Source organism: Mesorhizobium sp. M0816, assembly GCF_040320005.1.
In the GTDB taxonomy this organism is placed as follows: domain Bacteria; phylum Pseudomonadota; class Alphaproteobacteria; order Rhizobiales; family Rhizobiaceae; genus Mesorhizobium.
This window is the reverse complement of the sequence record NZ_JAMYOT010000027.1, coordinates 1-26,520: the sequence shown is the minus strand read 5'-3', so window position 1 is coordinate 26,520 and position 26,520 is coordinate 1. Positions and strand designations below refer to the sequence as shown.

General features: G+C 61.6%; 30 protein-coding genes and 3 pseudogenes. 13 read left to right on the top strand and 20 right to left on the bottom strand.

All coding sequences use genetic code 11. The features are described from left to right. Positions 1-71: 71 nt before the first annotated feature. The 5 genes from NKI17_RS29220 to NKI17_RS29200 form a co-directional block, all read right to left on the bottom strand. Entirely contained in the window at positions 72-542 is a 471-nt protein-coding gene (locus tag NKI17_RS29220) for a DUF1801 domain-containing protein (protein WP_352623159.1), read from the bottom strand. Positions 543-546: 4 nt separating this feature from the next. Beyond that, the gene (locus NKI17_RS29215; protein WP_023716563.1) at positions 547-777 is read right to left on the bottom strand and encodes a hypothetical protein; all 231 of its coding nucleotides are present in this window, start codon (positions 775-777) and stop codon (positions 547-549) included. An 87-nt stretch (positions 778-864) separates the two neighbouring features. Then, entirely contained in the window at positions 865-1,257 is a 393-nt protein-coding gene (locus NKI17_RS29210) for a VOC family protein (RefSeq protein ID WP_023676178.1), read from the bottom strand. Positions 1,258-1,328: 71 nt separating this feature from the next. Then, positions 1,329-1,739, bottom strand: coding sequence for an SRPBCC family protein (locus tag NKI17_RS29205; RefSeq protein ID WP_352623158.1), 411 nt, complete (start codon positions 1,737-1,739; stop codon positions 1,329-1,331). Next, positions 1,736-2,059, bottom strand: a complete 324-nt coding sequence (locus tag NKI17_RS29200; RefSeq protein WP_023716560.1) for an ArsR/SmtB family transcription factor — start codon at positions 2,057-2,059, stop codon at positions 1,736-1,738. Before NKI17_RS29200 ends, NKI17_RS29205 begins: the two co-directional genes overlap by 4 nt. Before the next feature lie 262 nt (positions 2,060-2,321). Here NKI17_RS29200 and NKI17_RS29195 point away from each other — a divergent pair, with 262 nt between their 5' ends. From NKI17_RS29195 to NKI17_RS29180, 4 genes are all read left to right on the top strand, one after another. Then, complete coding sequence (locus NKI17_RS29195; RefSeq protein ID WP_352468031.1) at positions 2,322-2,564, top strand: type II toxin-antitoxin system Phd/YefM family antitoxin; 243 nt, start codon at positions 2,322-2,324, stop codon at positions 2,562-2,564. Then, entirely contained in the window at positions 2,561-3,016 is a 456-nt protein-coding gene (locus tag NKI17_RS29190; RefSeq protein ID WP_352907136.1) for a type II toxin-antitoxin system VapC family toxin, read from the top strand. The genes NKI17_RS29195 and NKI17_RS29190 overlap by 4 nt, the downstream gene beginning before the upstream one ends. 79 nt (positions 3,017-3,095) lie before the next feature. After that, entirely contained in the window at positions 3,096-3,326 is a 231-nt protein-coding gene (locus NKI17_RS29185; RefSeq protein WP_023676182.1) for an AbrB/MazE/SpoVT family DNA-binding domain-containing protein, read from the top strand. Further along, entirely contained in the window at positions 3,316-3,723 is a 408-nt protein-coding gene (locus tag NKI17_RS29180; RefSeq protein ID WP_352907135.1) for a PIN domain-containing protein, read from the top strand. The genes NKI17_RS29185 and NKI17_RS29180 overlap by 11 nt, the downstream gene beginning before the upstream one ends. Positions 3,724-3,810: 87 nt before the next feature. Here NKI17_RS29180 and NKI17_RS29175 read toward each other — a convergent pair whose 3' ends face one another. The 9 genes from NKI17_RS29175 to NKI17_RS29135 all read right to left on the bottom strand — a co-directional run bounded on the left by NKI17_RS29175 (position 3,811) and on the right by NKI17_RS29135 (position 12,652). Further along, positions 3,811-5,067, bottom strand: coding sequence for an RNA polymerase sigma factor (locus NKI17_RS29175; RefSeq protein WP_352828922.1), 1,257 nt, complete (start codon positions 5,065-5,067; stop codon positions 3,811-3,813). An 86-nt stretch (positions 5,068-5,153) separates the two neighbouring features. Then, a complete protein-coding gene (locus tag NKI17_RS29170; RefSeq protein WP_352451006.1) occupies positions 5,154-5,555 on the bottom strand; it encodes a YciI family protein in 402 nt (133 codons plus the stop codon). Positions 5,556-5,759: 204 nt separating this feature from the next. After that, positions 5,760-6,542, bottom strand: a complete 783-nt coding sequence (locus tag NKI17_RS29165) for an ABC transporter ATP-binding protein (RefSeq protein WP_023676185.1) — start codon at positions 6,540-6,542, stop codon at positions 5,760-5,762. 10 nt (positions 6,543-6,552) lie between these two features. Next, positions 6,553-7,350 carry an ABC transporter permease gene (locus NKI17_RS29160; RefSeq protein WP_352907147.1) on the bottom strand — a complete coding sequence of 266 codons (798 nt, stop codon included), beginning with the start codon at positions 7,348-7,350 and terminating at the stop codon, positions 6,553-6,555. A gap of 97 nt (positions 7,351-7,447) precedes the next feature. Next, positions 7,448-8,449, bottom strand: a complete 1,002-nt coding sequence (locus NKI17_RS29155) for an ABC transporter substrate-binding protein (protein WP_023676187.1) — start codon at positions 8,447-8,449, stop codon at positions 7,448-7,450. Positions 8,450-8,674: 225 nt separating this feature from the next. Continuing rightward, positions 8,675-9,406: a histidine utilization transcriptional repressor HutC gene (gene hutC / locus NKI17_RS29150; protein ID WP_023676188.1), complete on the bottom strand. Its 732-nt coding sequence runs from the start codon at positions 9,404-9,406 to the stop codon at positions 8,675-8,677. A gap of 31 nt (positions 9,407-9,437) precedes the next feature. After that, a complete protein-coding gene (locus tag NKI17_RS29145; protein WP_352691116.1) occupies positions 9,438-10,460 on the bottom strand; it encodes a zinc-dependent alcohol dehydrogenase in 1,023 nt (340 codons plus the stop codon). A 15-nt stretch (positions 10,461-10,475) separates the two neighbouring features. Next, complete coding sequence (hisD, locus tag NKI17_RS29140) at positions 10,476-11,798, bottom strand: histidinol dehydrogenase (RefSeq protein WP_023676190.1); 1,323 nt, start codon at positions 11,796-11,798, stop codon at positions 10,476-10,478. Positions 11,799-11,878: 80 nt separating this feature from the next. Beyond that, positions 11,879-12,652 carry an SDR family NAD(P)-dependent oxidoreductase gene (locus NKI17_RS29135; protein ID WP_023676191.1) on the bottom strand — a complete coding sequence of 258 codons (774 nt, stop codon included), beginning with the start codon at positions 12,650-12,652 and terminating at the stop codon, positions 11,879-11,881. A 198-nt stretch (positions 12,653-12,850) separates the two neighbouring features. Between NKI17_RS29135 and NKI17_RS29130 the strand changes: the two genes are divergently transcribed. The 3 genes from NKI17_RS29130 to NKI17_RS29120 all read left to right on the top strand — a co-directional run bounded on the left by NKI17_RS29130 (position 12,851) and on the right by NKI17_RS29120 (position 16,516). After that, positions 12,851-14,917: a N,N-dimethylformamidase beta subunit family domain-containing protein gene (locus tag NKI17_RS29130; RefSeq protein WP_352907134.1), complete on the top strand. Its 2,067-nt coding sequence runs from the start codon at positions 12,851-12,853 to the stop codon at positions 14,915-14,917. A gap of 315 nt (positions 14,918-15,232) precedes the next feature. Next, on the top strand, positions 15,233-15,868 hold the full coding sequence (locus tag NKI17_RS29125) for a dihydrofolate reductase family protein (RefSeq protein ID WP_352828916.1): 636 nt from the start codon (positions 15,233-15,235) through the stop codon (positions 15,866-15,868). A 102-nt stretch (positions 15,869-15,970) separates the two neighbouring features. Next, positions 15,971-16,516 (top strand): dihydrofolate reductase family protein, encoded by a 546-nt coding sequence (locus NKI17_RS29120; protein ID WP_352828914.1) that lies wholly within the window; start codon positions 15,971-15,973, stop codon positions 16,514-16,516. Here the strand turns inward: NKI17_RS29120 and NKI17_RS29115 are convergent. From NKI17_RS29115 to NKI17_RS29105, 3 genes and pseudogenes are all read right to left on the bottom strand, one after another. Continuing rightward, positions 16,517-16,729: pseudogene (locus NKI17_RS29115) on the bottom strand (GMP synthase (glutamine-hydrolyzing)); the annotation flags it as partial. It lies immediately after the preceding gene. A 108-nt stretch (positions 16,730-16,837) separates the two neighbouring features. After that, positions 16,838-17,425: an NAD(P)H-dependent oxidoreductase gene (locus tag NKI17_RS29110; protein WP_352907146.1), complete on the bottom strand. Its 588-nt coding sequence runs from the start codon at positions 17,423-17,425 to the stop codon at positions 16,838-16,840. A 208-nt stretch (positions 17,426-17,633) separates the two neighbouring features. Beyond that, complete coding sequence (locus NKI17_RS29105) at positions 17,634-18,530, bottom strand: LysR family transcriptional regulator (RefSeq protein WP_352798607.1); 897 nt, start codon at positions 18,528-18,530, stop codon at positions 17,634-17,636. Between the two features lie 268 nt (positions 18,531-18,798). Here NKI17_RS29105 and NKI17_RS29100 point away from each other — a divergent pair, with 268 nt between their 5' ends. The 5 genes and pseudogenes from NKI17_RS29100 to NKI17_RS29080 form a co-directional block, all read left to right on the top strand. Then, positions 18,799-19,533, top strand: coding sequence for an SDR family NAD(P)-dependent oxidoreductase (locus NKI17_RS29100; RefSeq protein WP_352907133.1), 735 nt, complete (start codon positions 18,799-18,801; stop codon positions 19,531-19,533). Positions 19,534-19,682: 149 nt separating this feature from the next. Then, entirely contained in the window at positions 19,683-20,282 is a 600-nt protein-coding gene (locus NKI17_RS29095; protein WP_352798611.1) for an NADPH-dependent F420 reductase, read from the top strand. Positions 20,283-20,285: 3 nt separating this feature from the next. Further along, entirely contained in the window at positions 20,286-20,792 is a 507-nt protein-coding gene (locus NKI17_RS29090) for an SRPBCC domain-containing protein (RefSeq protein ID WP_352450990.1), read from the top strand. A 34-nt stretch (positions 20,793-20,826) separates the two neighbouring features. Then, entirely contained in the window at positions 20,827-21,639 is an 813-nt protein-coding gene (locus NKI17_RS29085; protein WP_352569204.1) for an SDR family NAD(P)-dependent oxidoreductase, read from the top strand. A gap of 3 nt (positions 21,640-21,642) precedes the next feature. After that, a pseudogene (locus tag NKI17_RS29080) lies at positions 21,643-21,755 on the top strand (alpha/beta fold hydrolase); the annotation flags it as partial. A gap of 905 nt (positions 21,756-22,660) precedes the next feature. Here NKI17_RS29080 and NKI17_RS29075 read toward each other — a convergent pair. Then, a pseudogene (locus NKI17_RS29075) lies at positions 22,661-23,523 on the bottom strand (class I SAM-dependent methyltransferase). Positions 23,524-23,656: 133 nt separating this feature from the next. Then, positions 23,657-24,550 carry an NAD(P)/FAD-dependent oxidoreductase gene (locus NKI17_RS29070; protein WP_352907145.1) on the bottom strand — a complete coding sequence of 298 codons (894 nt, stop codon included), beginning with the start codon at positions 24,548-24,550 and terminating at the stop codon, positions 23,657-23,659. A gap of 287 nt (positions 24,551-24,837) precedes the next feature. Here NKI17_RS29070 and NKI17_RS29065 point away from each other — a divergent pair, with 287 nt between their 5' ends. Beyond that, entirely contained in the window at positions 24,838-25,485 is a 648-nt protein-coding gene (locus NKI17_RS29065) for a TetR/AcrR family transcriptional regulator (RefSeq protein WP_352578784.1), read from the top strand. 652 nt (positions 25,486-26,137) lie between these two features. On the opposite strand, the gene NKI17_RS29055 is transcribed toward NKI17_RS29065, so the two are convergent. Then, the coding region (locus NKI17_RS29055; RefSeq protein ID WP_502894648.1) for a GMP synthase (glutamine-hydrolyzing) at positions 26,138-26,520 on the bottom strand (383 nt) is incomplete at its 5' end.

Sequence of the window (26,520 nt, the reverse complement as noted above, 5' to 3'; positions counted from 1 at the left end):
TTGTTGCCGCTCGCCCGTCACATGAATACCGCTAGTCGGCACCGGGTTTGCGGGAATGACTGGCATTCCACTCACATTCGCTCGCCAGGCAACTGGCTGGCTTGCTTTACCCAGTCGGTGAGTTGAGCTTCGTCGAGCTGGTCGTCCTCGCGGATGTCGAGGTAGCGCACGTCCTTGTGCTTGGACTCGCCTGGAGGGACAGGATGCAGCGACGTGCCGCGGAAGAAAGCCAGCTTGATGTACGTTGTGAAGCAATGGAAGTTGAGGAACCAGCCTTGACCCTCTACGCCATAGAAGGGCGAGTTCCATTTGACGGCCTTGCGCAGGTTGGGAACGTTGCGCTCGATGAGTGCGTCGAGGCGGCGGCCGACGTCGCGTTTCCAGCCCGGCATGGCCGCGATGTAGGCCTGCACAGGAGCGTCACCATCACCCTTCGGGATCTGCGGGTTGCCGCCTGCGAGGAGGACCGGCTTGGCGGCTGCAGGCTTGGCGGCGGGCTTCTTCGCGACCGCCGCTGACTTGATGGACGTCTTGTTGGCCATGCGTTCACTCCAATGCGCCGGTGCCCCCTGCGTTGCGCCACTTGGGCGCGTAAGGCAGCACGAACATGTACAGACCGGTAAGCAGGAGCAAGCCGAGTGGAAACAGCGGCAAGAGGTATACCCAGTAGGCGGGTTCCTTGCCTGCTCCCAGGCTGATGAAGATGGCGGCGACGACCGCCGCAAAGATAATCGACAGCCAGCGGTGGATCTGCCGAACCCATTTGTTCCAATCCATTGAGACCTCCTCTGAAGACGAACCGAAGCGGATCGGGCGGCCCGTTTGGCGACTCCCGCCGGGCAGCCACGCCACTGAACGCATGCTTTACCAGCGCGCCAGTTGGGTGATTTGAACGAGATTGCCGCAGTTGTCGTTCAGCTGGGCGATGGTCGAGCCGGTTACTTCGGTCGGCGGCATCGTGAACTCGGCGCCGCGCGCTTTTATGCGCTCGTAGTCGCCCTTGACGTTATCGGTGAAGAACATGACCGCGGGCTGGCCCTGCTGGAAAATGGCTTGCTGGTAGGTCTTTGCCGCGGGGTTGTCATTGAGCGCGAGTTGCAGCTCGGCACCGTCCGGCTCGTCGGGTGATCCAACGGTCAGCCAGCGAAACGGCCCATTGCTGAAATCGGCCTTCTTGGTAAAGCCGAGCGTTTCGGTGTAAAAGCCCAGTGCCTTTTCCTGGTCGTCCACGTATACTTTGGCCAACTTGATCTTCATTGGCTTGCCTCCATTATCGCCTCGTGATGTCGCTCTGTAACAGAGCCCTTGCTTGGACAGCCCAGCGGATCTCAGTCCGTCCGCGCCAGAACCTGCTCCAGATCGTCAAAGAACCTCGGCCAGCCGACTTTGGCACCCCGGAAGTAAGGCTGCTGATCCGGCCGGAAGCCCGACTGTTCCATGCGCAAGCGGGCTCCGGTGCTCGTGGGGGTGAGGGTCCAGGAGACGACACTCTTGAGATCCTTGGTATCCCACGTGTAAGTCAGTGTTCTGTTCGGCTCGACCGTCTGCACCTGACATTCGACAGAGCCCCAGTCTGCGTGAAGATTGAAACGGTGGTCCGCGACAGGTTTGAAGTCATTTTTCATGAGCCACTCCTCGATCAAGTGTGGTTGCGTGAGCGCGCGCCAGATCTTCTCGGGCGGATAAGCGATTTCCCGTTCGACAATGACGGAGAGCGTTTCGGTCGCCATTTCGTTCACTGGTCCATCCTTTTGAGCAGGTCTTCGAGGTCGTCGAACCGGCTCTGCCAGAACCCGGTCATCTGGCTTGTCCAGTCAATCAGGGGGGCAAGCGCAGCAAGCTGCGCGCTATAATGGGTCTGTCGCCCTGCATGGCGGTCGCGCACGAGCCCGGCCTGCCTCAAAACGCCGAGATGTTTTGACACGGCCGGTTGCGAGATCCCGGCCTGAGCCGTCAGAGCCCCGACCGTCTGCTCTCCTTCGCGACACAGCCGCTCAAAAATAGCGCGCCGAGTCGGATCGGCAAGCGTTCTGAAGAGTACATCGTGAGCGTTTGGCATTGGGATCGATAACCCTTCGGCTATTGATCGATGTATAACCACCGGGATATGTGTGAGTCAAGCGGGAAGCGGATAATTCTCGTTGCAGGAGCGATCACCTGCTTCGCTCACACAGCGGTCTGCTTCAAGAAGTGGAACGAGAAAATGGTCGCGCGCCGCGACAGTCGCTGACCTGGGGGCAGCCTGGTGTGCCAAAGTACTCTGCGCTGGAATCGTCAAGTGTGATGCGCTATATGACTATCTACATGGTCAGGAGCGTGACATGGACGCGGTCAATCTGGCGGACGCCAAGGCACATCTGAGTGAGCTCGTCGACCGGGTTGAAGCTGGAGACTCGATCGACATAACCCGGCGTGGCAAGCCGGTCGCCAGGCTCACGGCCGTGGCCCGCCCTCGCAAACGGATCGACGCCGTCCTGCTCCAATCCCTGACCGCAACCATGCCTCTGCAGGCTCAGGCTGCCGCCGATCTGGTGCGATCGATGCGAGATGGCGATCGCTATTGACGTCCTATCTCGATACTTCGCTGATGATCGCGGCGCTATCCAACGAAGCCACGACCGCGCGCGTTCAGGGCTGGCTGGCGGAGCAGGACCCAGCGCAACTTGTGATCAGCGACTGGACCATCACCGAGATGTCCTCCGCCATGGCGATCAAGCTTCGGACCGGACAGATCGACCTGGAGCAACGCGCGGCAGCGCTCGCGATGTTCAATAAGCTTGTCGCTGAGAGCTTCACCGTGCTGCCGGTGACGGGCGGGCATTTTCGGGTCGCCGCGAAATTCGCCGATCAGCATATGCTCGGGCTTCGTGCTGGCGACGCCCTGCACCTCGCGACGGCATCGGAGCATGGCGCCACGGTGTGGACCCTCGACCAGCGGCTCGCCGAGGCAGGACCGATTCTCGGCGTGCCGACGCGTTGCTGGCATGATCGAGGCCCTCTCCTCCAAAATGAATAAACCGATTGGCTGCAATTCTTGACCTTGACGACTTGTGGATATACATTTCTTCCAGCGTATATCTAAGAGAGGAAGTGGCATGCAGGTCGCCAAATGGGGAAACAGTCTTGCGGTCCGCCTTCCCGCCGCTGTGGTCGAAGCGCTTGAACTCAGGGAAGGCGATGAGATCGAAATCCATGTCGCTGACGCCCGCCAGCTTGGCGTCGCGCGGAAGCCCGGGCGTGAGGAGTTGCTGAAGCGTCTCCGCGCCTTCCGCGGTCGGCTTCCCGCTGACTTCAAATTCGATCGGGACGAGGCAAATGCCCGTTAGTTTTTTCGATACCAATGTCCTTCTTTATATCGCGTCAGGCGACACGGCGAAGGCGGATCGGGCCGAGGCGGTCATCGCCGATGGCGGGGCGATCAGCGTGCAGGTTCTCAATGAACTCACCAATGTCGCGCGTCGGAAGATGCAAATGTCATGGGACGACACGCATGCGCTGCTGACCACGCTGCGCGGCCTGTTGACGGTTCATCCGCTCACGCTCGAGACCTACGAAACAGGATTGAGGCTCGCCGAGCGGTACGGCCTTTCCACCTATGACGCGATGATCGCCTCCGCGGCGGTTCACGCTGGCTGCGATACACTCTGGTCAGAGGACATGCAGCACGGAATCGCGCTCGACGAAGGCTTGCGCATCGTTAATCCCTTTCGCGTTGCGAGCTGATCGCGCTCATTGAAGGGAGCTGGCCGAGAGCGAACTGGCGGCTTTAGATGTTGCCGAGCGGCGCGTCCGGCACGGAGAGCGATGCTGTCAACCACAAGCGTCTGCGCGGGCGAGGAGAAAGGCCGCCTCGCGCACGTTGCGGGTGAGCTTGGCCGCAGCCTCGAATTCGGCGCGGGCCTCGGTCAGCCGGCCGGCCCGAAACAGAAAATCGCCCCTCGCCGCCGGCAATGGCGCATAATTGCGCAAGGCGGCGGCGTCGGCAATCTCGTCTACCAGCCGCAGGCCCGCTTCGGGCCCGAAGGCCATGCTGTGGGCGACCGCGCGATTGAGATCGACCACCGGCGAGGGCATCACTGCACGCAGCCGGTCGTAGAGCGCTGCGATACGGGGCCAATCGGTATCGGCCGGACTGCGCGCCCGCGCGTGACAGGCTGCAAGCGCGGCCTGCAACCCATAGGGGCCATCGCCCCCGAGGGCTTCGGCACGGGCCAGCGCGTCAAGGCCTCGGCGGATCAGCAGCTGGTCCCAGCGCGCGCGGTTTTGCTCGGTCAGGGTCAAGAGGGCGCCGTCCGGCCCGATGCGTGCCGGCAGGCGCGATGCCTGGATTTCCATTAGAGCCAGCAGGCCGAACACCTCGGCATCCTCGGCCATCAGACCCGCCAGCATGCGGCCCAGCCGTTGTGCCTCCAGGCACAGGCTCGGCCGGACAAGGTCGTCGCCTGCCGTGGCAGCATAGCCTTCATTGAAGATGAGATAGATGACCTCCAGCACCGAGGACAGACGCGCCGCACGCTCGGCGCCGCGCGGCACCTCGAAGCTGAGCCCGGCCTTTCCGATCGTCCTCTTTGCGCGGACGATGCGCTGGGCGATCGTCACCTCGCTCGACAGGAAAGCACGGGCGATCTCGTCTGTCGTCAGGCCGCCGATGACACGCAGCGTGAGCGCCGCGCGGGCGTCGGCCGAAAGTATGGGGTGGCAGGCTGTGAAGATGAGGCCCAGCAGCTCGTCGCCAAGATCGTCGTTCATGGCCATTTCGTTTCCCTCGGCCGTACCATCGCACTCGCCGTCCAGCTCCCGCGCGATCTCCTCATGCTTGCGCTCGCGCATCTTGTCGTGACGGATCGCGTCGATGGCGCGGCGTTTGGCGACCGTCATCAGCCAAGCGCCGGGATTGGCCGGAACGCCGGTCCTGGACCATTCGGATAAGGCTATGACCAGGGCGTCCTGCACCAGTTCCTCTGCAAGATCGACATTGCGCACGATGCGGGCCAGGCCCGCGATGAGCCGGGCTCGTTCAATGCGAAAAATCGCCTCGATCGCCTGCTGCGTCTCGCCTGCCGTCATGCTGCCTTATCGGCCAAAGCCATAACGAAGGCAAAGCAGGTTGCGGCCGACAGGTTCAGTTGCCGCTAAGCTTCTCACGCGCCCGGTCATGGATTTCCGCGACCTCCGGCGTCAGATTCCCATTGCCAATCAGCCATCTCGTACAGCGGCCGGATTTCAATCTCGCTCGGTCCCGGCATGGGATTGGGGCAGCGCTTCACCCAGGCGACCGCCTCGTCCATGTCCTTGACTTCCCAGAGCCAAAAGCCGGCGACCAGTTCGCGGGTCTCGGCGAAAGGCCCGTCGATGACCGTCCGGCGGGGACCATCGAACGCAACGCGCTTGCCCTGCGAGGAGGGCTTGAGGCCATCGGCGTCGAGCAAGATGCCGGCATTGCGCAGCTCGTCGTTAAACCTGCCCATCGCCTCCATCGCCTCCTTCGCCTCGGGCGTGGGGACAAAGCCCTTTTCGCTGTCCTCGGTAGCCTTCACGAGCACCATCACACGCATCGTCTGTCTCCTTGTTGAGCCGGACTCACCGGCCGGCATCGAAACGACGAACGGAGTTTAGGAAATCGACATTGTCCTGCAAATTTTTTTCGAGGTTGAGGAGAAAGCCGCCGATCGCGGCTCGTCTGGTCAGGAATCGCGATGGCGCGATATCGAGATTGGGCGCAACGCTGGTCGCCGATTGTAAGTAATTGAGTGGCTCGCCTAAACCATTTCGGGACGTTTTGAGGCCTCGCGGATCGCCTTGTGCACGCTGCGCTGCAAATCCATGAAGGCCGGGGTTTCCATGACCTCTTCCCGGCGCGGGCGCTCGATGTCGACATTGAAGGTCTGCATGATGCGTCCCGGGCCGATCCCCATCACGACGATGCGGTCCGACAGGTAGACGGCTTCTTCCACATCATGGGTGACGAAGAGCACGGTGAGCCTGTGCTCCTCCCAGATCTGCGTCAGGAGTTCCTGCATCTGATGCCTGGTCAAGGCATCGAGCGCGCCAAAGGGCTCGTCCATCAGAAGCATTTTGGGTCGATAGGAAAGGGCACGCGCTATGGCCACCCGTTGCTTCATGCCGCCAGAAAGCTCAGACGGATAGCGATTGGCGCTGTGCGGGAGCTTGACCAGATCGAGATGCTCGCGTGCTATCCTGCGGCAGGTCGCGCGATCATGACCCGCGGCCTTGAGCGCGAACTCGATGTTCTGCTGCGCCGTCAGCCAGGGAAGCAGGGTGTAGGACTGGAAGACGACGCCGCGGTCGAGGCCCGGCTGCAGGATCGGCGCGCCATCGATGGCAAGATCTCCCGCGTCGAAATCCTGCAGTCCGGCAACGATCGACAGCAGCGTGCTCTTGCCGCAACCCGACGTGCCCACCAGCGAGACGAACTCGTTGTCGGCAAGATCGAGATTGATATCGCGCAGCACTTCCGTGCGCCGCGCGCCCGTGCCGAAGCTCTTGTGGAGACCTTTGATCCCCAATTTGGGCAAACTCATCGGCCCGGCCTCATTGCACGTGGCCCTCCTGCCGGAACAGCACTTTTCCCAGTGCCTTCATGACCTGGTCGGTAATGAGGCCAAGCACGCCCAGCAGCAGGATGTAGCCGATGATAGTGTTTGTCTGGAAATAACGCTGGGACACGGTGATGCGGTAGCCGAGCCCTGATGTCGCCGCGACAAGTTCCGCCAACACCAGCCAGGTCCATGCCCAGCCGAGACTGATGCGCAACGTGTCCCAGATGCCTGGCAAGGCGCTGGGAACCACGATGCGGGTCAAGATCCTGCGATCCGGCAGCCCGAGCGTCCTGCCAAGGCCAATGAAATCAGCGGGAACCCGCTTCACATTGTCCATGATCATCAGCACCTGCTGAAAGAAGGTGCCGATGAAGATGATCAGGAACTTCTGGGCATCGCCCGTCCCCGACCACAGGATGGAGAGGGGCACGAAAGCGACCACCGGCATGTAGCGGATAAAATCCACAAGCGGCTCGATCGCCGCTTCCCAGGTCCTGAAGCTGCCGATCAGCACGCCAATCGGAATCGCCAATGCCGAGGCGATGAGGAAGCCAACAGAAATACGGTATATCGAGGCTCTGACATCCAGCCACAGCGTGCCGTCACCCGAGAGCTTGCCGAGCTGGGTCACCACGCTCCCCGGCGAGGGCAGGAAAATCGGCTTTACCAGCCCCAGCCCCGTTGCCGCCCACCAGGCGAGACCGAGGCCGGCAAAAACCGCCACTGCTATCATCAGGAAGCGCGAGCGTGCGATGGGCGCGCCGATCCCGGAGTATCGGCGACGGCGCATCGGCTGTTTGATCACCGGCCCCGGCGCTGCGTGAGACGGGCTTGGCTTGGTCGCACGCTGCTCGGACATTTGCGTCACCACCGCGAGCCGGCCCTCGTCATTTCGCGGCCTTGACGAATGACGGGTCGATCATCTGCTCCGGCGTCACGTCCGCCTGAAGCAGCCCGGCGTTCTTGGCGGCTGCCTCGACATCGGCGAATGTCTTGGTGGAAAATTCGCCCGTCAGCGCATCCTTGTTTTCGGCGAGAGTATAGTAACGCACGCCATCAAAGGCGGTGTTGAGGTCTTCGACGCTCGAACCGACTGCCTTGGAGATGATCGCCCGGCCGTCGGGCGTGTCGGCATTGTAAGCCTTCAGGGCCGCATCCCAGGTCTTGATCATGGCAAGCACCTGGCCGGGACGCGACTTGATCACCTCATCGCGCACCACGAACACGTCGCTGATCAGGCCGGGATCTTCGCCTGCGGTGAAGAGCAGCTTGACGTCCTTGTTCTGTGCCCTGGCCGCGGTGAGATAGGGCTCATAGGTCACCGCCACCGGGACCTGGCCGGCGATCAACGCACTGCCGGCATCCGCCGCCGGCATTGGAACCGGCTGGACATCGGCGATGGACATGCCATTCTTGGCGAGCGCGTATTTGAGCAGGATGTCGCTCGTCGTGCCTTCCTCAAAAGCCACCTGTTTGCCCTTGAGGTCGGCGACGGAGGCGATGTCCTTGCCGGCGATCATGGCGTCCGCCGTCATGCTGACGTCGAGCAGAAGCACGATCTTCACCGGCAGGCCGGCCGCTACCATGCCCATAGCCGTGTGGGTCGCGATGTTGGCGGCATCGAGCTGGCCGCTCGCCAGGGCGGCGTTGATGTCCTTGTCCTCGGCGAAGTTCACGATCTGTACGTCGGACAGCCCGCTTGCCTTGAACAGACCCTTGGCTTCGGCGACGTGCCACTGGCCGTAGCCAAGCCATGGCTCGATGCCGATCTTGAATGTTCCTGCCTCAGGCGTCGCCGGAATTGTCGTGTCGGCCGCGTAGACCGCCGGGGCAAACCCGACGGCAGCAGCCATAACGAGTGCCCGAAATTGTCCTGCTAGGTTACGCATCATCTTGTTCCCCTTGATGATCAGGCCGCTTTTTTGAACCAAACATCCGGCCTGGTGAGAATGCGGGCTTCTGCCCTTGCGGCACCGTGCCTCGGCATCTTAGCTGTTCGTTCAACGAAAGTGCGACGACACTTCAACGTCAGCAACAGCGGATGTCAAGGCTAAATACATACATGCATATACAAGTTAGCCCCCTCCTTCCGACTCTGATTCGCTTCACTGCGATCAGGTTTTTTTGGATGGAGAATATCGACTGCCAAGCGAGTAGCGGCTGCCAACGTAAGTCAGCTTGCTGATCGTGGCAACGACGGCGCCCGTCCATGTCCGGCGATGCAGAAACAGGCAGCAGCTGCCGACGTCGATGCCCAGATACCGCGCCGTCTCGGCATCGGCAGGGGTCGCCGAGATGATGTGCTCGACCTCCGTCACCGGGGTTTTCTGCATGAGATAGTCGTAGGTCGCTGTCCTGGAAAAATCCTGCTTGTCATAGTCGGGTATCAGGCCCGGGTTGACGAAGCGCTCTTCCAGTTGCACAGGCAGGTCGTTCTCGAAGTTAACGACGATGGAATGATAGACCGACACGCGCTTTGCAAACTCGAACGAAAGCGCGAGCTCCTTTGTCGGCATGATCTTTTCGAGGACGATAACCTCGGAGCGATGCCTGTTTCCCCGCGCGACAATTTCCGCCGCGATGTTGTTGATCTCGATCAGTGCGGATTGCGGTCGAGGTGGCGCGATGAATGTGCCGACGCCCTGGAGCCGGATCAGAAAACCCGCAGAGGTCAACTCCCGCAAGGCACGATGGACCGTCATCCGAGACACGCCGAGTGTCGCCACGAATTCATTTTCGGAAGGCAGCTTGCGGTCCTTGCTCCATCGCCCCGTTCCGATGTTCGTCAGGATGTAGTCCTTGACCTTCTCGTAAAGAGGGCTGGCGGTGTCGGGCAAAGTTATCATTTCAAAAATCCTTTCCGGCAAGGTTCGGAAATCACACGCGCCCGGCACACCGCATCCGGATGATCGTTTTCAAGCCGTCACCCTGCCCCGCCAACAGCCGCTCATAGGCTGCGGGAACATCATCCAGGCCGATCTCGCGGTCGATCAGTTCGACCATGGGCTCGGTCAATTCGCCGAGCATCCGAATGGCGTCGGGAAGCTCATCGGCAAAGGCGTGGCATCCCAGCAATGCTATTTCGCGTTCAACCAGGATGTTGGGATCGATATCGAGGCGGCCATGGAATATGCCGACCATCGCAACGGTGCCGCCGGCATCGAGAACGCCGAGCAACTGGCCGAGTGCTGCGACGCTGCCGGTTGCTTCGACGGCAGCGAGCAAGGGGGCATCCGCGGTGGCGGCGGCAATGGCGTCCCGGTTCAAATCGACGATGCTGGCGCCGGTCACACGCGCCACGCGGGCGCAGCGGCCAGGGTTGCGATCGGCGACGAGCACGGTACCTGCGAATGTCCGGGAAAGCAGCAGTGCGGCAAGCCCGCCGATAGTCCCGCAGCCGACGACAAGAACGGAGCCGGCCGTTTTCGGCAGACGCCGCACTGCGTGCAACGCTACAGCCAGCGGCTCGGCCATCGCCGCGACCCGTTCGTCAAGCGCGGCATCGACGACGTGCAGCAGGCGTGCGGGCAGGACCGCCTGTTCGGCAAATCCGCCGTCGCATATCTCGCCGACGAAGCCCAGCGACGTGCAAAGATGCCGCCTGCCTGCATGGCATTGCGCGCATTCTCCACACCAGAAACGGGAATCGGCGACCACGCGGTCGCCAACAGCGACGGTGTCCACGCCCTCGCCGATGGCGATCACCGTGCCTGTCAGCTCATGGCCAGCCGTCGAAGGCGATCGGCTTATCCATTGGCCCGTGCGGAAGTTGTGGAGATCGGAACCGCAAATGCCTGCGGCATCGACCCTCAGCTTCACCCAGCCCGGCTCGGGAGCGCCTGGCGCGGCGATATCCTCGACGCGCAAGTCGCCGGGTCCATGGAGTCGCGCCGCCCTCATCGTCATCGTTTCCGCTCAGCCGGCGAGATAGCGATCGCGGATCTCCGAAACCGCGTTCTCATGCGAGCTGAATCCTTCGTAGCGGGCGAGCCTGCGGGCATGCAGGGCGAGTTCCGGATAGGCCGCCGAGGTCACATAGCCGACCGACGATCTCTTGACGAAATCCGTCACGGAAAGCGGTCCAAAGGTTCGCGCCCACCGGCTGGTCGGCAGCACCGCATTGGGTCCCAGGACGAAGTTGGCGAGGGTCACCGGCGTATGCGGACCCATGAGGATCTCGGCAGCTTCCGTGATACGTCCGAGATGCGCAAATGGCTCCGTTGACAGAATCTCGAGGTGCTCCGGCGCATAGTCGTTGATGAAGCGGTAGCTGTCCTCCAGCGACTCGGTCAGCACGATGCCGCCGCGCTTCCCAGTCAGCACCGCGCGTGAGAACTCCACACGCTGTTCGCTCATCCGGGACCAGTGTTCCGGTATCGCAATCAACGCGGCTTCGGCGACCTTGCGGCTGTGCGTCACCAGGTAGGCCGAGGAATCCGGCCCGTGCTCGGCCTCGATCAACAGGTCAAGAGCAGCCAGGCCGCCGTCGACGCTGTGATCGGCAAAAATGATCGCTTCGGACGGACCAGCAGGGAGGCCTGTGTTGATGATCGGGGACAACACGCTCTTTGCCGCCACCACCCACGGGCTCCCCGGCCCGACGATCTTGACGGCAGGCTTCACGGTCTCGGTTCCATAGGCGACGGCGGCGACCGCATGGGCGCCGCCGCACTTGTACACGGTCTCCACGCCGGCGAGGCGGGCAGCAACCAGCGTCGCGGCGTCGACGGAACCATCCGAAGTCGCAGGCGTCACGATCGCGATCTGGGGAACCCCGGCAATCACCGCCGGAACCGAGGTCATCATCGTCACCGAGGGAAAGGCGCCTTTGCCGCGCGGAACATAAAGCGCAACGGAAGCAATCGGTGTGTATCGGTCGCCCGCATAGGCGCCTGGCCGAACTTCCTTGAGCCACATCGTTTCCGGGCGCTGCTCCTCGTGGAAATGCATTATGTTCTCGATGCCGAACCGGATACTCTCCACGACATCCTTCTCGACCTTGTCGAATGCCGCGTCGAACTCCGCTTCCGAAACTTTCAGTCCACCGTCGGCAACATCGGCTTTGTCGAGTTCGCGTGCAAACCGGAGCAATGCCGCGTCACCTTCATCCTTGACGGCCTGGATGATTGGACGGACCTTTTCGATGAAGGAAGACAGATCTCCTTCGGCGCGTTTCAGTAAACTGGCCCGCTGATCGACACTGAGGGATGACAGGCGGTGGAAGCTGACGTCAGACATGGCGGCTCCTTTTCTTAGAACGCAATTACGATTAGCGCTTGTCGATCACTTCTGGGACACGTCTCCGGCCCCTGAAGCCTTCAAATCGATGCGAGAAAGCCTCCATCCACGGGAATGGACTGGCCGGTTATGTAGGCTGCCGCATCCGAAGCGAGGAACACCGCGATTCCGTGCAGGTCCGAGAGATCACCAAAACGGCGCTGCGGAATCTTGGCGAGCATCGATTGCTGCCATGCCTCGTTGCTGTAGAACACGTCTGTCATCGCTGTCCTGAAATAGCCAGGCGCAATGGCGTTGACCCGGATCCCGAGATCGGCCCACTCCGCTGCAAGCGCCCGCGTCATGCCGAGGAGGCCTGATTTCGACGAGCCGTACGGCACCGCCGTGGGAACCCCAACCTCGGAGGTCAGCGAGCAGAGATTGATAATGACGCCGGGCCGTCCGGCGTCTCTCATCTGCCGCGCGGCGGCTTGGGCGCAGAAGAAGGCGCCTTTGAGATTCGTATCGACAATCCTGTCCCACAAGACCTCGTCGACATCGAGTGAAGGCCGGACCTCTTCCGTACCTGCATTGTTGACGAGAATATCGAGACCTCCGAGCAGGCTGCCGGCCTCGGCTGTCGCCGCCAGGCAGCGGTCGACATCGGTGACGTCCAGGGCGATGGCGTGCGCGACCCCGCCGGCGGTGCGGATGGCGGCCATCGTCTTCTCGAGCGAGGCCACGCTGCGCGCCGTGACCGCGACGTCGGCGCCGGCCGCGCTGAGCGCCTCGGCGATGCTGCGCCCGATGCCACGGCTTGCGCCGGTTACAAGCGCCTTCCTGCCTGACAGATCGAAGAGAGATGCGTTGCGCATGTCATCCTCCTTGGTAATGTCGCGCTTGGACCGATCGCGTCGAGACTATCCGAATGCAGCTTATCTATACAAGCATGTACATCATGGCTGTAGTGCGCCATGCGGAACTTTGCTTGTCAGAGCGGCAGCGCATTGGCCGACATCGGACCGGACTACGCGGTTCGCCCCAGCCCATCTGGAGTTCATCGGGAGGGATAGATGAAGCGCGCAGTAGACCACGACGCGATGAGCGTGGTTGGCTACACCACCCCCTGGAGGGCCAAAGCAGGCCAGCGGATCAAGCTCAGCCTGTCATGCGATCGGCCGATAAAGGCCACACGAATTTGCCGGCTCGACAAGCCGGCTCCGGAATTTCTCGCCTGGCCCATCGAAACGGTAGGTGAAGCACGGCGTCGGCATTTCGACCAAGGGTCGTTCCTGTTCGTGCGAGCCGGCGAACTGGCCAAAGTACAAGCCGTCCACGGCATACGTTTTGAGCTGTTCCTCACGCGCAACGAAGGTGCGCGCACGATCCTGGAGGCAGGCGCCCTCGGGCTGCGCCTCCGCGACGGCGCATTTGTCGTGGAAATCGGCGGCGAAACCCCTGTCGAGAAGAAGGCGCCAACTGGTGTGTGGCTCACTGTCGAGTTGGACCTGCGGCAGGAACAATCGCGTCTGCGCATCAAATCCCATGATCTTCTCGCGCCTTACGAACTCCATGAAGGTTTTGGCGGCCCGGCGCGGAACCTCCAGGCGCACGGCATCCATTTCGGCGCAAGTGCCACCAACCACGAACCTACCCTCAACGCGAAATTTGCTGCGATGCGGCTCGACACCCCACACGGGACTGTTGCGTGGAATTTCCCGACGCTGTTACCAACGCAACCGATCCTGTCGTCGGGCGGAGCAGATCCGCTGCTCCTAGATGTGATCAATCAGCCAGCCTTCTGCGTGACTTCGGCACGCTGGGACGGATCGAGCTTCGAGCCTCGCTTGGTGCCGTCGCACTACGACGCTATCCATTGCCACGACGACGACATCGGCCCGCTTGAGTGGCCGGCATCGCACCGCGCGACGATCCCTGAAAACGCACACCCAGGCGTCTACGCGTTCCAGGTCGAATGGGAGGGTGGCTACGAACGCGTGGTGTTCTTCGTCACCTCTTCACAGGTTTCGTCGCCGCTGTTGTATCTCGTGCCGACGGCCACCTATCTCGCTTATGCGGACGAATATCTCCCGGATCATCTTTATGAATGGAAAGGCGACGACCGGGGACATCGCTTCGCGATCGCCAACAATCTGAAATCTCTTTACGACTACCATTCCGACCTTAGCGGTGTTTCCATCTGTTCCTACAAAAAGCCGAAAGTGACGCTCAGGGACGATTACGATTATCCGCTCTGCGGCTGCCCACACAATTTGCCGGTCGATCTGCACTTCCTCCGATTCTGCCACCACAATGGAATCGTGTTTGACATCCTGACCGATCACGATTTGCACGAATGCGGCATAGACGGTCTGCGTCGACATCAAGCCGTCGTCACCGGCAGTCACCCCGAATATATGTCGATCGAGATGGAGCAGGCGCTGCGGCAGTTTGTGGCCGAAGGCGGCAGCATCGCCTATCTCGGCGGAAACGGCTTCGCTGCCACTGTGGCTTTCAAGGACGACCTGATGGAGCTGCGGCGCTCGCCGCTGGAGGCTGGCCGCACCTGGGACGGCCCGGTCGCCGAACAGGCGCTGTCGATCACCAACGAACCAGGCGGCTATCTCCGCTGCCGCGGCCGAGGCGAATTCTCGCTGATCGGTGGCGCGATCTCACTGATGGGGTTCGATGGCGCACGCCCCTTCACGCGCACTGAGGAAAGCCATGAAGCAGGATGCGCATGGCTGTTCGAAGGCGTTGAAAATGCGACCTTCGGCACCGACGGCATCGTGCTGGGCGGTGCCGCGGGCTACGAAGTGGATGCGACGGATCCAGCCCTCGGCACTTCCGCTGACACCGTCGTGATCGCGCGGGCGACGGGATTTCCCGACAGCTTCTTTCAGGATCCGACGCGCTGGTACGAGGGCGGGGATAGGCAACGCATCGCCCGCCGCTGCGCCGAAATGACCCTGCGAAAGCTCGCAGCAGGCGGCTTGATATTTTCCGCAAGCTCGGTTGCCTGGTGCGGCGCGCTGCCAGCCGCAGGCGCCATGAACGATGTCGGCAGGATCACGCTCAATCTGCTTACCCGCCTCGGCGCCACGAAAGGAGAACCCGGCCGAGAAAAATCGATAAGCTGATTGGCGCCGTTACGGAAAGACCCGTATCCGGTTTTGGGAATTAAATCAGTCGGCGTGCACCAGCTTCGTCTCACATGCCTCTCGCCACCTGGCGGACGGCAGTTGCCTCAGCCGCAACCTTCAGGTGCGCTGCTTTGACAAACGGCGCTGAACCAGAATTTGGCGCGGCATCAACGACACCCTCGCCGACTAGGCAAGGAAGCTCGGTATCCCTTCTTCGGCGGCGCGCAAGCGTCGTCGGACTATCCCGCAACGAATTGTCGGAACTGACCGATCTGGCCCGTCCTTGGGTCTCACCAGCGCAAGGAAGAAGCGATGAGAGACCTGATCTTGAAGATGTCCATATCGATCGACGGCTTCGTGAGTGCCCTGGATGGCCGAAACACATGGATGTTCGGCGCCGATCAAGAGGCGAAGGCCTGGGGCGTAGAGTTCATATGGAACTCGAGCCTGCACATCATGGGCAGCCGCAGCTTCCGTGACATGGCCGCCTGGTGGCCGATCTCCTGCGACCAGTTCGCGGCGCCGATGAACCAGATCCCCAAGGCCGTCTTCTCACGACGGGGACCGGAGATCCTGAGGGAGGTGAGCAAGTCGGCGGCGCTCGATGAGGCTCGCGCCGTCAACGCGGGAACCGGTCAGCCGGCAAAGTTGCAGCCCGGTGGTGAAAGTTGGGCGGAGGCCTATGTGGCGAGCGGTGACTTGGCGGAGGAAGTCGCGAAGTTGAAAGCCCAAGAGGGCAAGCCGATCATCGCCCACGGCGGAGTGAGCTTCGCCCGGAGTCTCGTCGCCCAAGGACTGGTCGACCAGCTCGCCCTGACGGTGGCCCCCGTGGCGCTGGGCAAAGGCCTGCCGCTGTTCTCCGAACTGGTCGCGCCGATGTCTCTCAAGCTGGTGAGCTCGAAAGCCTTCCCGGGGGGCGCGGTGGCGCAGATTTACCGGCCAACGTGAACACGTCAGAGAATGTGTGCAGCCAACGAACCGACGAAGTGAGGGCGAGGTATAAATGAATACGATCCCTTCGGATCGTCGTCGATCGATAGGAGCCTGTGCATGGCGAAGCTTGTGTTCGGAATGATGCAGTCGCTCGACGGCTATGTCGCTGGCGCCGAGGGCAGGCCCGGGCTGCCGATGCCGGGCGAGGCGCTCCATCGCCACTTCAACGCCCATGTGCGCGGGATCGCCGGCAGCCTCTACGGCCGGCGCATGTACGAGGTGATGCGCTATTGGGACGAGGATCAGCCGGGACAGGACCAGGTCGGGCGCGACTTTGCGGCAGCCTGGCGGGCGCAGCCGAAATGGGTCGTCTCTCGCACCCTGAAGTCGGTCGGGCCGAACGCCACGCTGGTGGACGACGATCTCAAAGGGTTCGTTAGGGCGCTTAAAGCCGAACACGAGGGCGAGATCGAAGTCGCCGGACCGGAGCTTGCGGGTAGTCTGACCGAGCTTGGCCTTATCGATGAGTACCGGCTCTACTTCCGTCCCATCGTGCTTGGTCGCGGCAAGGCATTCTTCGCCGGCCCGCGGCCACCGCTGCGTCTCGTGGCCAGCGACCGGGTTGGCGAGGACGCCATCAGGTTGACGTACGTTCCCGCCTGATCACAACCCACCCGACACCCTAACGTCCGTCGGACCGAATTTGAGCTCATTCCCACTCTGGTGCCTTGGCGGTTTGCTCGTCACGTCATAGACGACGCGGTTGATGCCGCGCACCTCGTTGATGATGCCGGTGGCGGCGGCGCCCAGGAATGCCATGTCGTGACGGTAGATATCCGCGGTGCTGCCATCTACCGATGGTGACGCTTTCGGCGCGTATGCGCGTACATACCGATAAGGGCAGCGGTCACGAGCCGCGCTGTCCCCACGGGCATTGCTCTACCTGCGCCCTTCAAAGAAAAGGAGCATTGTGACGGGGCTTAGCTATAGATGCTGTAGCATTGATCTAATGCGATTTATCGCAGCATCGACACCTTGCCTAGGCAGACTTTCAACCTTGTAAAATGAAAGGAACGTAAGCGAGGCTTGAGGAGCACAGGTATTCAGAATAGCTGTCTTGAGAACACGCCGCACTGGCCGCCTGAGGATCAGCCAATCGACCCACCAAGGTGAGCCCAAAGTGGTTATTGCAACCACCTTCCTTAACTGGCGAAGTCGCGGTTGTATGGCACCAAGATCGGCTGCGTGATCGTATGCAATACCAGGCACCCATACCGTGTCGAACCAGCCCTTCAATATAGCTGGAGGTCCGAACCACCACGTGGGAAAAATCAAGACGATAGTCTCGGCCCAGAGAAGATCCTCAATCTCTTTAGCTACCTCCGTAGTCTCGAATCCGGAATAGTAGCTCGCGCGCTCCGCCGGTGTAAGAGCCGGGAAGAAGCCAGATCGATACAGATCAACATGTCGGCACTGGTGCTTCGCATCCATCAGGGTGTCGATAGCTGCGTTCGAAAGCGTTTGGCAAAGGCTTAGATTGAGTGGATGAGCCGTGACAATCAAACATCGCATACCAATATTTTGAATCCTCCCCAATTTGGTTGCGCTGCGCGTCATCATTCGTGCGGCGCGGTGCTCGGGCAAAGCTTCTCATGCCAATCATGGATTTCGAAATAGCTGTACGCGCCACAGTCTTCAAAGAGCAATTGTTTTTCAACGCCGAGAATGGCCCTTCTACAGCGGTACGCTCGAGACAGCGCCATCGGCGACCTGCCAGGCGTCAGTCGCGCGATATGGACAGCCCCGCGAGAAGCGGCGCGTACACGGCGAGCCTGCGGGATACGAACTCCGTGAAGAGCCGCACGCGCTTCGTCTTGCGTGTCTCCCCCTGTGTGAGAAGCCAGAGCGTTCCGTACATGTGCAGGTCGGTGCCCGGCACCCTCACCAGTAGGGGGTCGGCATCGCCGACGAAGCAGGGCAGTGTCGTGATCCCGAGCCCTTGCCGTACAGCAACGATCTGCGCCTCGGCGTCCGTGGTCCTGAAGGGAACCCCCGTGGTGCGAACCTCACCCTCGCTGGCCCATTTCGGAATTCCATGAATGCTTATGACGATCCACCGGATGGGATCAGGCGCGCCCGCACGCCACGCGGCTAGTCGATCGCAGGACATGTAGATGCCGCCGAACAGTTCCGGTCCCTTCAGGCCGTGAAGATTGAGCGGCAGGGTTTTGCGGTCGTAGACGACGCGGATCGCGACGTCGGCCTCTCGGTTGGTCAGATTTGCCAGCTCGCCGGACGACAAGATTTCCATCTCGATGTCCGGATGCAGACGCGCGAAATCGGCGAAGTCCGGCATGAGCAGGTGTGTCGCGAGGGGCGGTGCCAGCGTCACCCGCAGAAGCCCGCGCACGCTCTGGTCGCGCCCGAAGACGCGCGTCTCCAGCAGGTGCGACGACACTTCCATCTGGTCCGCGAACTCGAGGACCTCCTCGCCCGCAGCCGTCAGGCGGTAGCCCGAAGGCAGCTTTTCGAACATGCGCACCCCGAGGCGTTCCTCGAGCTGGGCGACACGTCGCAGCACGGTCGAGTGGTTCACACCGAGGCGCTCGGCGGCGGCCCGCACCGAGCCTCCGCGCGCGACGGCAAGAAAGTAGCGAACGTCATCCCAGTCGATCATGGTGCAATCCGGCACCGCGCGGTGCGCCTTCCAAAGCCCGTATCTAACACATCGAACAGCAGTACGGGCGGTCATCATAGCCTATGTCGACGAGCGCGGCTCAATTCCGAACGACGGACGCCGATCGTCGCGGCTGGCGTCAGTCGTCCAGCCGGATCGATCTCGCACCACCGATGTGCGCGCTTCCGCACTCAACAACTGACGCCGGCGGACCCATTTCGAGGTTCTCGGAGGCAGATGCTGTCCCGACACCACGAAAGGAGAAGTCATGGGAAAGCTTGAGGGTAAGGTTGCAGTCATCACGGGTGGATCGAGCGGCATGGCGCTGGCGAGCGCCAAGCGGTTCGTTGAAGAAGGCGCCTATGTTTTCATCACGGGCCGGAGACAGGAGGCGCTGGACGAGGCCGTCAAGCTGATCGGCCGGAACGTGACCGGCGTGCGCGGCGACGCGGCCAATCTCGACGACCTCGACCGCCTGTTCGATACAGTCAAGCGGGAAAAGGGCAGGATCGACGTCCTGTACGCGAGCGCCGGCACGGGCGAAGCCGTCCCACTGGGCGAGATTACCGAGCAGCACTTCGATGCGGCCTTCGGCCTGAATACGCGCGGCACGCTGTTTACGGTTCAGAAGGCGTTGCCGCTGTTCAACGATGGCGGATCGATCTTCATGACCGGGTCTGTTGCTTCGGTGAAAGGTTTTCCTGGTTACAGCGTGTATGCGGCGAGCAAGGCGGCGCTGCACGCATTCGCACGCGGGTGGCTCAACGAACTCAAGGACAGGAATATCCGGGTGAACGTGCTGCACCCGGGGCCGATCGCCACACCGATGCAGGACCAAGTTCTCACCGAGGAGGCGAAGCAGATGTTCGAATCCCTGATCCCGCGGGGAAAGATGGGGCGTCCTGAGGAAATTGCGACGGCCGCGCTGTTTCTTGCTTCCGACGATTCGAGCTTCGTGAATGGGGTGGAGTTGTCTGTCGATGGCGGCTTCTCGGCCATCTGAAATCGCGCCGGATCGCGGGAAGCGGCTGACCGGCGGGAACTAGCGTGTCCATGGTGGAACGACCACGCAAAGGTCGCCACACAGCGGAACGAATAACCCAGCGCCGTTGAAGGCCGGGGAATCAATACCAACACGGATCGGAGAAGATCATGAGCTACGCAATTGTAGGATTCGGTAAGATAGGCCAGGCCCTCGCCCACGCCTTCGCCCGTAAAAACATCGACGTGGCCGTCGCGAGCCGCCGGCCGCCCGAGGCGTTGGCGCCGCAGGCTCGGGCGATTGGACCCACGGTCGTCGCCAAGTCGCTGCGGGATGCACTCGAGGCCGACACAATCATCTTGGCAGTCCCGTTCGGAGAGCACCGCGAAGTTGCGAAGGCTCTGCCGAGCTGGGAAGGCAAGACAGTCATCGACGCGACGAACGCGTTTCCAGTGCCTGAAGAGCTGGACGGTCTCCCGTCCTCCGCCTTCGTCGCGAAGGCGTTCACCGGCGCCAAGTTCGTGAAAGGTTTCAATCACCTGGTTGCGGCCACCCTGGCTGCCGATCCGATCGTCGAGGGCGGGCACCGTGTCGTCTTTCTGTCGAGCGACGACGAGGACGCGACCGCTCCCGTGGCGGCCTTGGCCAAACAACTCGGGTTCGCACCCGTCAAGCTGGGAAAGCTCAACGAGGGTGGCGCGCTGGTGCAGGCACGCGGCCGCACTTGGGGCCAGCTCATCTTCCAGGATTTGTTCAAGAAGGAGCAGTAATCGATGTACGACCATGTGACCTGGCCCGAGCGATATGATCCGAAAACGTCGGCCATCTACGCACTCAACGACATTGACGTGAAGGCGCCGCCTGAAGCGGTCTGGAAGCTGCTCGTCGAAGCCGAGAATTGGTCGAGCTACTTTCCCGCCGAGGATCAGGTCAAGATTCTGACGGGGGAGCCGGAACTGGCGCTCGGAACGCGATACAGCCGTGTGACGGTTGGATTTCCGATGAGTCTGGTCGTGACGGAATGCGAGCCCCTTCGCAGGCTCGCATGGGCGACGACAGTTGATGGCGACGAGACCGGCTCAAGCGCATACCATGGCTGGGTCATCACGCCTACAGACCATGGCTGCCATGTGCTGACCGAGGAAACGCAGCAGGGCCCCTTCTTCCTCGATGAGCTCGGGCGCAAACATCCCGGCGCACTCTACCGGTATCACCAAGACTGGGTCGAAAGCCTCGCCCACGCAGCGGAGGCGGAAACAGCGAAGACGACAGTGGATTGATTGCGCTTCCTATTTAATTTTGGAGATGAATGAGATGAATATCGAACTCAAAGGCCGCAAGGCCATTGTTACCGGATCCACCGCCGGTATCGGCCGCGCGACGGCGGAGGGGTTGGCACGTGCCGGTGCATCGGTCGTCGTCAACGGCCGTGGAAACGCTCGGGTCGATGAGGCGGTGCGGCAGATGCGGCAGGCCTTCCCCGGCAGCGACATCTCGGGTATCGCCGCTGATCTTGCGACAGCGGAGGGGGCAAAGGCCTTGATCGCGCATGCGCCTGACGCCGATATCCTTGTGAACAACGTCGGTACAGCACACATCCGGAGCTACAACGGCGTCGAGGATATCGCAAATATCCCCGATGAGGACTGGCTTGACCTCTTCCAGTTGAACGTAATGAGTGGCGTGCGCGCGAGCCGTCATTACCTGCCGCGGATGGTGGCGAAAGGCTGGGGCCGCGTCGTGTTCATAAGTAGCGAATCCGCAGTCAACATTCCTAAGGAAATGCTCGACTATGGCATGACCAAGACCGCTCAACTCGCGGTCTCACGCGGGCTTGCCGAGGCGGTCGCGGGCACGGGCGTCACCGTCAACGCCGTCCTGCCGGGACCTACCCGCTCTGAGATCCTGGGCAACTTCATGGCGAAACAGGCTGACGCAAATGGAATCACGCAGCACGAAGCCGAGCAGGGCTTCCTGCAGGCGATGCGTCCGACGAGCCTCATCCACCGCTTCGCGACCACCGATGAGGTGGCCAACATGATCATCTACACATGCTCGGAGCAGGCTTCGGCGACCACCGGCGCGGCTTTGCGGGTGGATGGTGGCGTGGTCCGCTTCGTCGCGTAGCAGGACGACCAAATTGTTCCGTTCGCCAACTCGGGTCCGCTGTCGGCCAAGCTGCTGAAGCATGGCACGCTTAAGTCTACAGGGATCTGGCGCACGGCATGCGCACGATCCACGCATTGCGGGAGCACTCTGAAACTATGCGAGGCACGAGAACGTATTCAGCTACGGCGCCGTCCCCGCTGTGCTCGGCGGCCGTGCGCTCGTCTCGTTGGTCCCGCCCCGGGGCTTAGACCATGATACGAATCCACGGAACATGATGTCTATTGTCCGAGGAATTGGATCGGCGCTCCAACCCCAATCCAAAGCATGTGCTGTGGACGGCGCGGTGTATCGATCCCTTTGAGCCTCTCTACACATAATCGAAGGTCTATCGCCGACCTGCAAAACGGCTGCTTGTTCTTGCAGAATCGCCCGCGAACTATCGCTTCCTATCGTTGACCAACAATTTCCGAATATATCCGACAGTACTCCAACCTACTCTACCGTACGCCCCATCATTCCCACTCGATTGTTTTAAGTGATCGTAACGCATTGAATTCCCTGCACAAATTCTTTCTGCACGCAATGAAGAACCGTCTCCCCGATCCGTCAGAAATTTGCGCTCTTGAATTCAAAGGAGAATTTCGGCGATTCAAAATCTGCTCGGTTTCAGCGACTATCGGCATCGATTGGTCGATTTTCGACATTCTTTAGCTGTGCCTTCACGATCCCGTCGGCAAAAAGACCGTCACGGCTCGCAAGAGCCTGAACGACACGCAGTTCCTCTCATGCCTTGATCCGTCCCGGACTTACGCCTTGGCGGCGTTCTGTGCAGCCTCGAATACATCGCGTGCGGACGTCGTACCCGCTACGTGCTCCGTAAGCACGTGCACCAACGTTTTCGAGTGTCGTGCAAACGCTGTACCCCGCCATCAAAGCCTCTAGCTCGCTAATGGCGGCTTCCAAGCCAGAAGGGACATCAATCTGACCGGCCAAAGACGCCCCGCTCCACCGAGCGGGGGCGTCCCCCTGTTAATCCCTGTCAGCTTGCCGGATTGCGTGCCATGACGATCCACGCCGCGCCGTCGATCATCACCGACCGCTCGCCGGGGAGGCCCGCGAAGGCGGCACGAACCGCGGCCGAGGCGCGGGCGCGGATGTCGTCGGGCTGATCAGCGAGAGCGCGCGACAGCGGGCCGACCTCGAGTGTCATCTCCACCGCGTCGTCGATCGCCGCGTCCCGCGTCCCCCCTCGCCGAACGGGATGGAGGCATCGAATGGCGCGATAGCGACATCGGTGAAGCCAGCCGCCGTTAAAATACGCGCCACCCGCCCCTGGTCGCCAAACGAGAACGGGCCGGGCGCTTCGGGATCGGGCGGCGCCGTCGGCGGGACGATGCCCTTGATCGCACCCATCGGCAAGCGCACCCAATCGTTCTCGGCCATGCCGCGCCAGCAGACGAAAGCGACCCGCGCGCCCGGCTTGAGCGCACGGCGCATATGAGCGAACGCCGCCGTAGGATCGTCAAAGAACATCACTCCGAAGCGCGAGAACAGGATGTCGAACGCGCCCTCGGGCAACGCGGTGCTGCTGGCGTCGGCCACCTGGAACAGGGCCGGCGTATCCTGCGGCGCTAGCGCGCGCGCTCTGCCGATCAGCGGTTCGGATATGTCCACGCCTAGCACATGGCCCCCCGCGCCGACGCGGGCGGCCAGATCCAGACTAGACGCCCCCGCGCCGCAGCCGACGTCCAGCACGCGTTCGCCCGTGGCGGGCGCGGCGGCTTCGATCGCGGCCTGGCCGAACACCGCCATCATGGCATCGAGCCGGGCCTGGTAAGCGACCCAGCGCTCCCCGCTTTGGCCATTCCAGTCGGCTACCTGATAAACATTTTTCTCTGCCATGCCATATCCTTGTTCTGATTCTTTCTTTGCTAGGCTCTCCCCTCAGGGGAGAGGGGGCCCGCGTTCCGTGACACCGGCCCGCAACCTTCAGAATATGATCGCCCGCGGCAACCGGAGAAGGGAATCTGTGCTCTCAAACCAGCATCGACTGCTGGGAGAAGATGCCCGCCATCGCGCCGTGCGATAATGCCGTGGTGACCGAGGGCATGAGGGGGTTGGCGAGGTCGCCGGCGGCGTAGATGCCGGGCATGCTGGTTTCGCGGCGCTCGTCGACCTTGAGGGCGATGCCGAGGGGCGTATCGACCGTGGCGAGGCCCAGTGATTCATGCAGGCTTGCGGACGGCTTGTTGCGCGGATGCGCGAACAGGATGTCGACCGCGACATTGGGGCCGGTATCGAGATTGACGGTGGCGATATGGTCCCCGTGATGGGCGATCTCGGTGATCCGGCCATCGACGACAGGTATGTTACGACGCGCGAGATCGGCCCGGATATCGGGCGGAATGTCGTGACCATCGGCGAAGAGCGTCAACCTGTCGGTCCAATCGTGGAACAGCCTGACAGACTGGTGCGACTGCGGGCCGGACCAGACGAGGCCCCAATGCTGGCCGGCGACTTCAAAGCCGTCGCAATAGGGGCAGGGCACGATGGACGTGCCCCAGCCTTCGGCAAAGCCCGGAACATCAGGCATCTGGTCGGCGACGCCATAGCTCAGGATCAGGCGGCGCGCCCCAAGGCTTTCGCCATCGCCAGTGAGGACGGAGAAATCGTCGACGGCGCCGGAGACGCTGTCGGCCCGGGCATTGACCAGCCTGATCGTGGGATAACGCGCCAGCTGCTGCCGCGCCTCGGCCAGGATGTCCAGCGGTGGCTTGTGATCGTGGCCGAGCAGACCATGCGAGTGGCCGGCGAAGCGGTTGCGCGGCAGGCCGGTATCGAGAACGGTGACCTTGCGGCGGGCACGGCCGAGCTGCAGGGCGCCGGCTAGACCGGCAAAGCTGCCGCCGATGATGATGACGTCATCCATGGTGATAAGCTCCGTGTTGTGGATGGAGGGGTTGGGCTGGGCCTGGCGCGAAATATCGTCCACCGATACGCGCTCGAGACGGTCAGCGAGCAGGGCTTCGGCATCGACGAGAATGTCGCCCATCACTGTGTTGACCGGCCGGACAATGCCGCATTCGATATCGCCGGGCGGCCCGGGGAAACTTGATTTGGAGGACAGGTTGAAACCTACCCGTTGGCTTGCACATTTCAGATACTGCATGGTATCGTAATGCAAGAATTATAATACTGTCAAGTACTGGAATTGTCGTGACCGAAAACAGCCAGGGCCGGCGCGGCCGGCCCGCCAACGAGGCGCTTGGCCAAACGATAGTCGACGCCGCGTGCGAACTCTTTGTGGAATTGGGTTTTCAAGCGACGACATTGGACAAGGTCGCCCAGCGGGCGAAGATATCCAAGCTCAGCATCTATCGGCACTTCGAGAACAAGGAGGCGCTGTTCAGCGCGGCCATCGCGGCCCGCTGCCATCAGTTTGCACCACAGGCCCTTTTTGAAGGCGTCGACGGTTCGGCCGAAGATCAGCTCATGACGGTGGGATCATCCCTGCTTCGCACGCTGTTGAGCCCGGACGTCCGCAGTGTCGAAGCCATGGTCATGGCCGACAAGACGAATCAAAAGTCGTTAAGCAAGCTCCATTACGAAGCTGGCCCCGCCCATGTCATCGCCCAAATCGAGGCCCTGTTGCGCCAGTTGCACGCGAAGGCGGTTCTGAATGTGCCCGATCCTCTCCGGTCTGCCCGCTTGTTTGCCGCGCTTTTCAAAGGATCCGATCTCCTGATTATCGCACGCTTCGATCAGGCGAGAGCAGAGGACGACAACGAAATCGAATCCTATTGCCGGTCGGCCGTCGCCATGTTCATCGCCGCGCACGGTGGCAACGACCAGGCGGGCGGATAAGCATTTGATTGCTCCGGGCAGCTGGCCGGGACCGTGGTCCAGGCGCTTCGTCATATTGGGCCGGCGCGCGCGGCCGAGCTTGCACAGATCGCGGCACCTCATCTTTCTCCCAACGATATAAAAAGACGCTCGCATCTACCGCGGTCCAAGCTCCCGCCTGGATGCGGTCGACGCTTCTCTCCATCGCAGATCCGGCAGCAGTCGGGACAACATTTGATAGGTGATGCGACGGTGCCATCCGACGATATGCGATCGGGTCCGGAACATCGATCGGTACCGCAGCCAAAGCTGAAACTATGTATGTCGATAACTAAAGTACCGTCAGCGCGGAAATGTCATGCTACGGGGCATTTTCGTTATATATTTCAAAGCGTTGACACACAGAAAAGTACCGTCAAACCCTAAAAACGAATGACGGTACTTTTTAGAATGCTCTGTCGGATACGAAAAAAACCGTCAAAAGTACCGTCAGAGTGATCTGCTACAAGCTGCGAGCCGCGCCAGGCGCTCCGATAAACTTAACGATTTCAATGACTTGATAGATTTGTCAATTCCATTGATAATGTACCCTGGCTAGCAGTCTGCCCTGCCCGCAAATCATTGTATTTTCTGCGAAATACTACGCTAGAGCCGCCTATCATCGCCGTTTCCCTCACTCCCACTCGATGGTGCCTGGCGGCTTGCTCGTCACGTCGTAGACCACGCGGTTGATGCCGCGTACCTCGTTGATGATGCGGGTGGCGGCTGCTCCCAGGAATGCCATGTCGTAATGGTAGAAGTCGGCCGTCATGCCGTCGACCGAGGTGACGGCGCGCAGCGCGCAGACGAACTCGTAGGTGCGGCCGTCGCCCATCACGCCGACGGTCTGCACCGGCAGCAGCACGGCGAAGGCCTGCCAGATGGCGTCGTAGAGTCCGGCCTTGCGGATCTCGTCGAGATAGATGGCGTCGGCCTCGCGCAGGATCTCCAGCTTTTCGCGGGTGATGCCGCCCGGACAGCGGATGGCGAGACCGGGACCGGGGAACGGATGCCGGC

Coding starts and splice junctions, on each gene's coding strand:
- NKI17_RS29105 (WP_352798607.1), bottom strand. CDS start 18,530: ATGATCGACTGGGATGACGTTCGCTACTTTCTTGCCGTCGCGCGCGGA.
- NKI17_RS29215 (WP_023716563.1), bottom strand. CDS start 777: ATGGATTGGAACAAATGGGTTCGGCAGATCCACCGCTGGCTGTCGATT.
- NKI17_RS29145 (WP_352691116.1), bottom strand. CDS start 10,460: ATGAGGGCGGCGCGACTCCATGGACCCGGCGACTTGCGCGTCGAGGAT.
- NKI17_RS29135 (WP_023676191.1), bottom strand. CDS start 12,652: ATGCGCAACGCATCTCTCTTCGATCTGTCAGGCAGGAAGGCGCTTGTA.
- NKI17_RS29095 (WP_352798611.1), top strand. CDS start 19,683: ATGAGCTACGCAATTGTAGGATTCGGTAAGATAGGCCAGGCCCTCGCC.
- NKI17_RS29160 (WP_352907147.1), bottom strand. CDS start 7,350: ATGCGCCGTCGCCGATACTCCGGGATCGGCGCGCCCATCGCACGCTCG.
- NKI17_RS29155 (WP_023676187.1), bottom strand. CDS start 8,449: ATGCGTAACCTAGCAGGACAATTTCGGGCACTCGTTATGGCTGCTGCC.
- NKI17_RS29170 (WP_352451006.1), bottom strand. CDS start 5,555: ATGCGTGTGATGGTGCTCGTGAAGGCTACCGAGGACAGCGAAAAGGGC.
- NKI17_RS29220 (WP_352623159.1), bottom strand. CDS start 542: ATGGCCAACAAGACGTCCATCAAGTCAGCGGCGGTCGCGAAGAAGCCC.
- NKI17_RS29185 (WP_023676182.1), top strand. CDS start 3,096: ATGCAGGTCGCCAAATGGGGAAACAGTCTTGCGGTCCGCCTTCCCGCC.
- NKI17_RS29100 (WP_352907133.1), top strand. CDS start 18,799: ATGGGAAAGCTTGAGGGTAAGGTTGCAGTCATCACGGGTGGATCGAGC.
- NKI17_RS29195 (WP_352468031.1), top strand. CDS start 2,322: ATGGACGCGGTCAATCTGGCGGACGCCAAGGCACATCTGAGTGAGCTC.
- NKI17_RS29180 (WP_352907135.1), top strand. CDS start 3,316: ATGCCCGTTAGTTTTTTCGATACCAATGTCCTTCTTTATATCGCGTCA.
- NKI17_RS29110 (WP_352907146.1), bottom strand. CDS start 17,425: ATGCGATGTTTGATTGTCACGGCTCATCCACTCAATCTAAGCCTTTGC.
- NKI17_RS29130 (WP_352907134.1), top strand. CDS start 12,851: ATGAAGCGCGCAGTAGACCACGACGCGATGAGCGTGGTTGGCTACACC.
- NKI17_RS29085 (WP_352569204.1), top strand. CDS start 20,827: ATGAATATCGAACTCAAAGGCCGCAAGGCCATTGTTACCGGATCCACC.
- NKI17_RS29200 (WP_023716560.1), bottom strand. CDS start 2,059: ATGCCAAACGCTCACGATGTACTCTTCAGAACGCTTGCCGATCCGACT.
- NKI17_RS29125 (WP_352828916.1), top strand. CDS start 15,233: ATGAGAGACCTGATCTTGAAGATGTCCATATCGATCGACGGCTTCGTG.
- hutC (WP_023676188.1), bottom strand. CDS start 9,406: ATGATAACTTTGCCCGACACCGCCAGCCCTCTTTACGAGAAGGTCAAG.
- NKI17_RS29165 (WP_023676185.1), bottom strand. CDS start 6,542: ATGAGTTTGCCCAAATTGGGGATCAAAGGTCTCCACAAGAGCTTCGGC.
- NKI17_RS29175 (WP_352828922.1), bottom strand. CDS start 5,067: ATGACGGCAGGCGAGACGCAGCAGGCGATCGAGGCGATTTTTCGCATT.
- NKI17_RS29210 (WP_023676178.1), bottom strand. CDS start 1,257: ATGAAGATCAAGTTGGCCAAAGTATACGTGGACGACCAGGAAAAGGCA.
- hisD (WP_023676190.1), bottom strand. CDS start 11,798: ATGTCTGACGTCAGCTTCCACCGCCTGTCATCCCTCAGTGTCGATCAG.
- NKI17_RS29120 (WP_352828914.1), top strand. CDS start 15,971: ATGGCGAAGCTTGTGTTCGGAATGATGCAGTCGCTCGACGGCTATGTC.
- NKI17_RS29090 (WP_352450990.1), top strand. CDS start 20,286: ATGTACGACCATGTGACCTGGCCCGAGCGATATGATCCGAAAACGTCG.
- NKI17_RS29070 (WP_352907145.1), bottom strand. CDS start 24,550: ATGGATGACGTCATCATCATCGGCGGCAGCTTTGCCGGTCTAGCCGGC.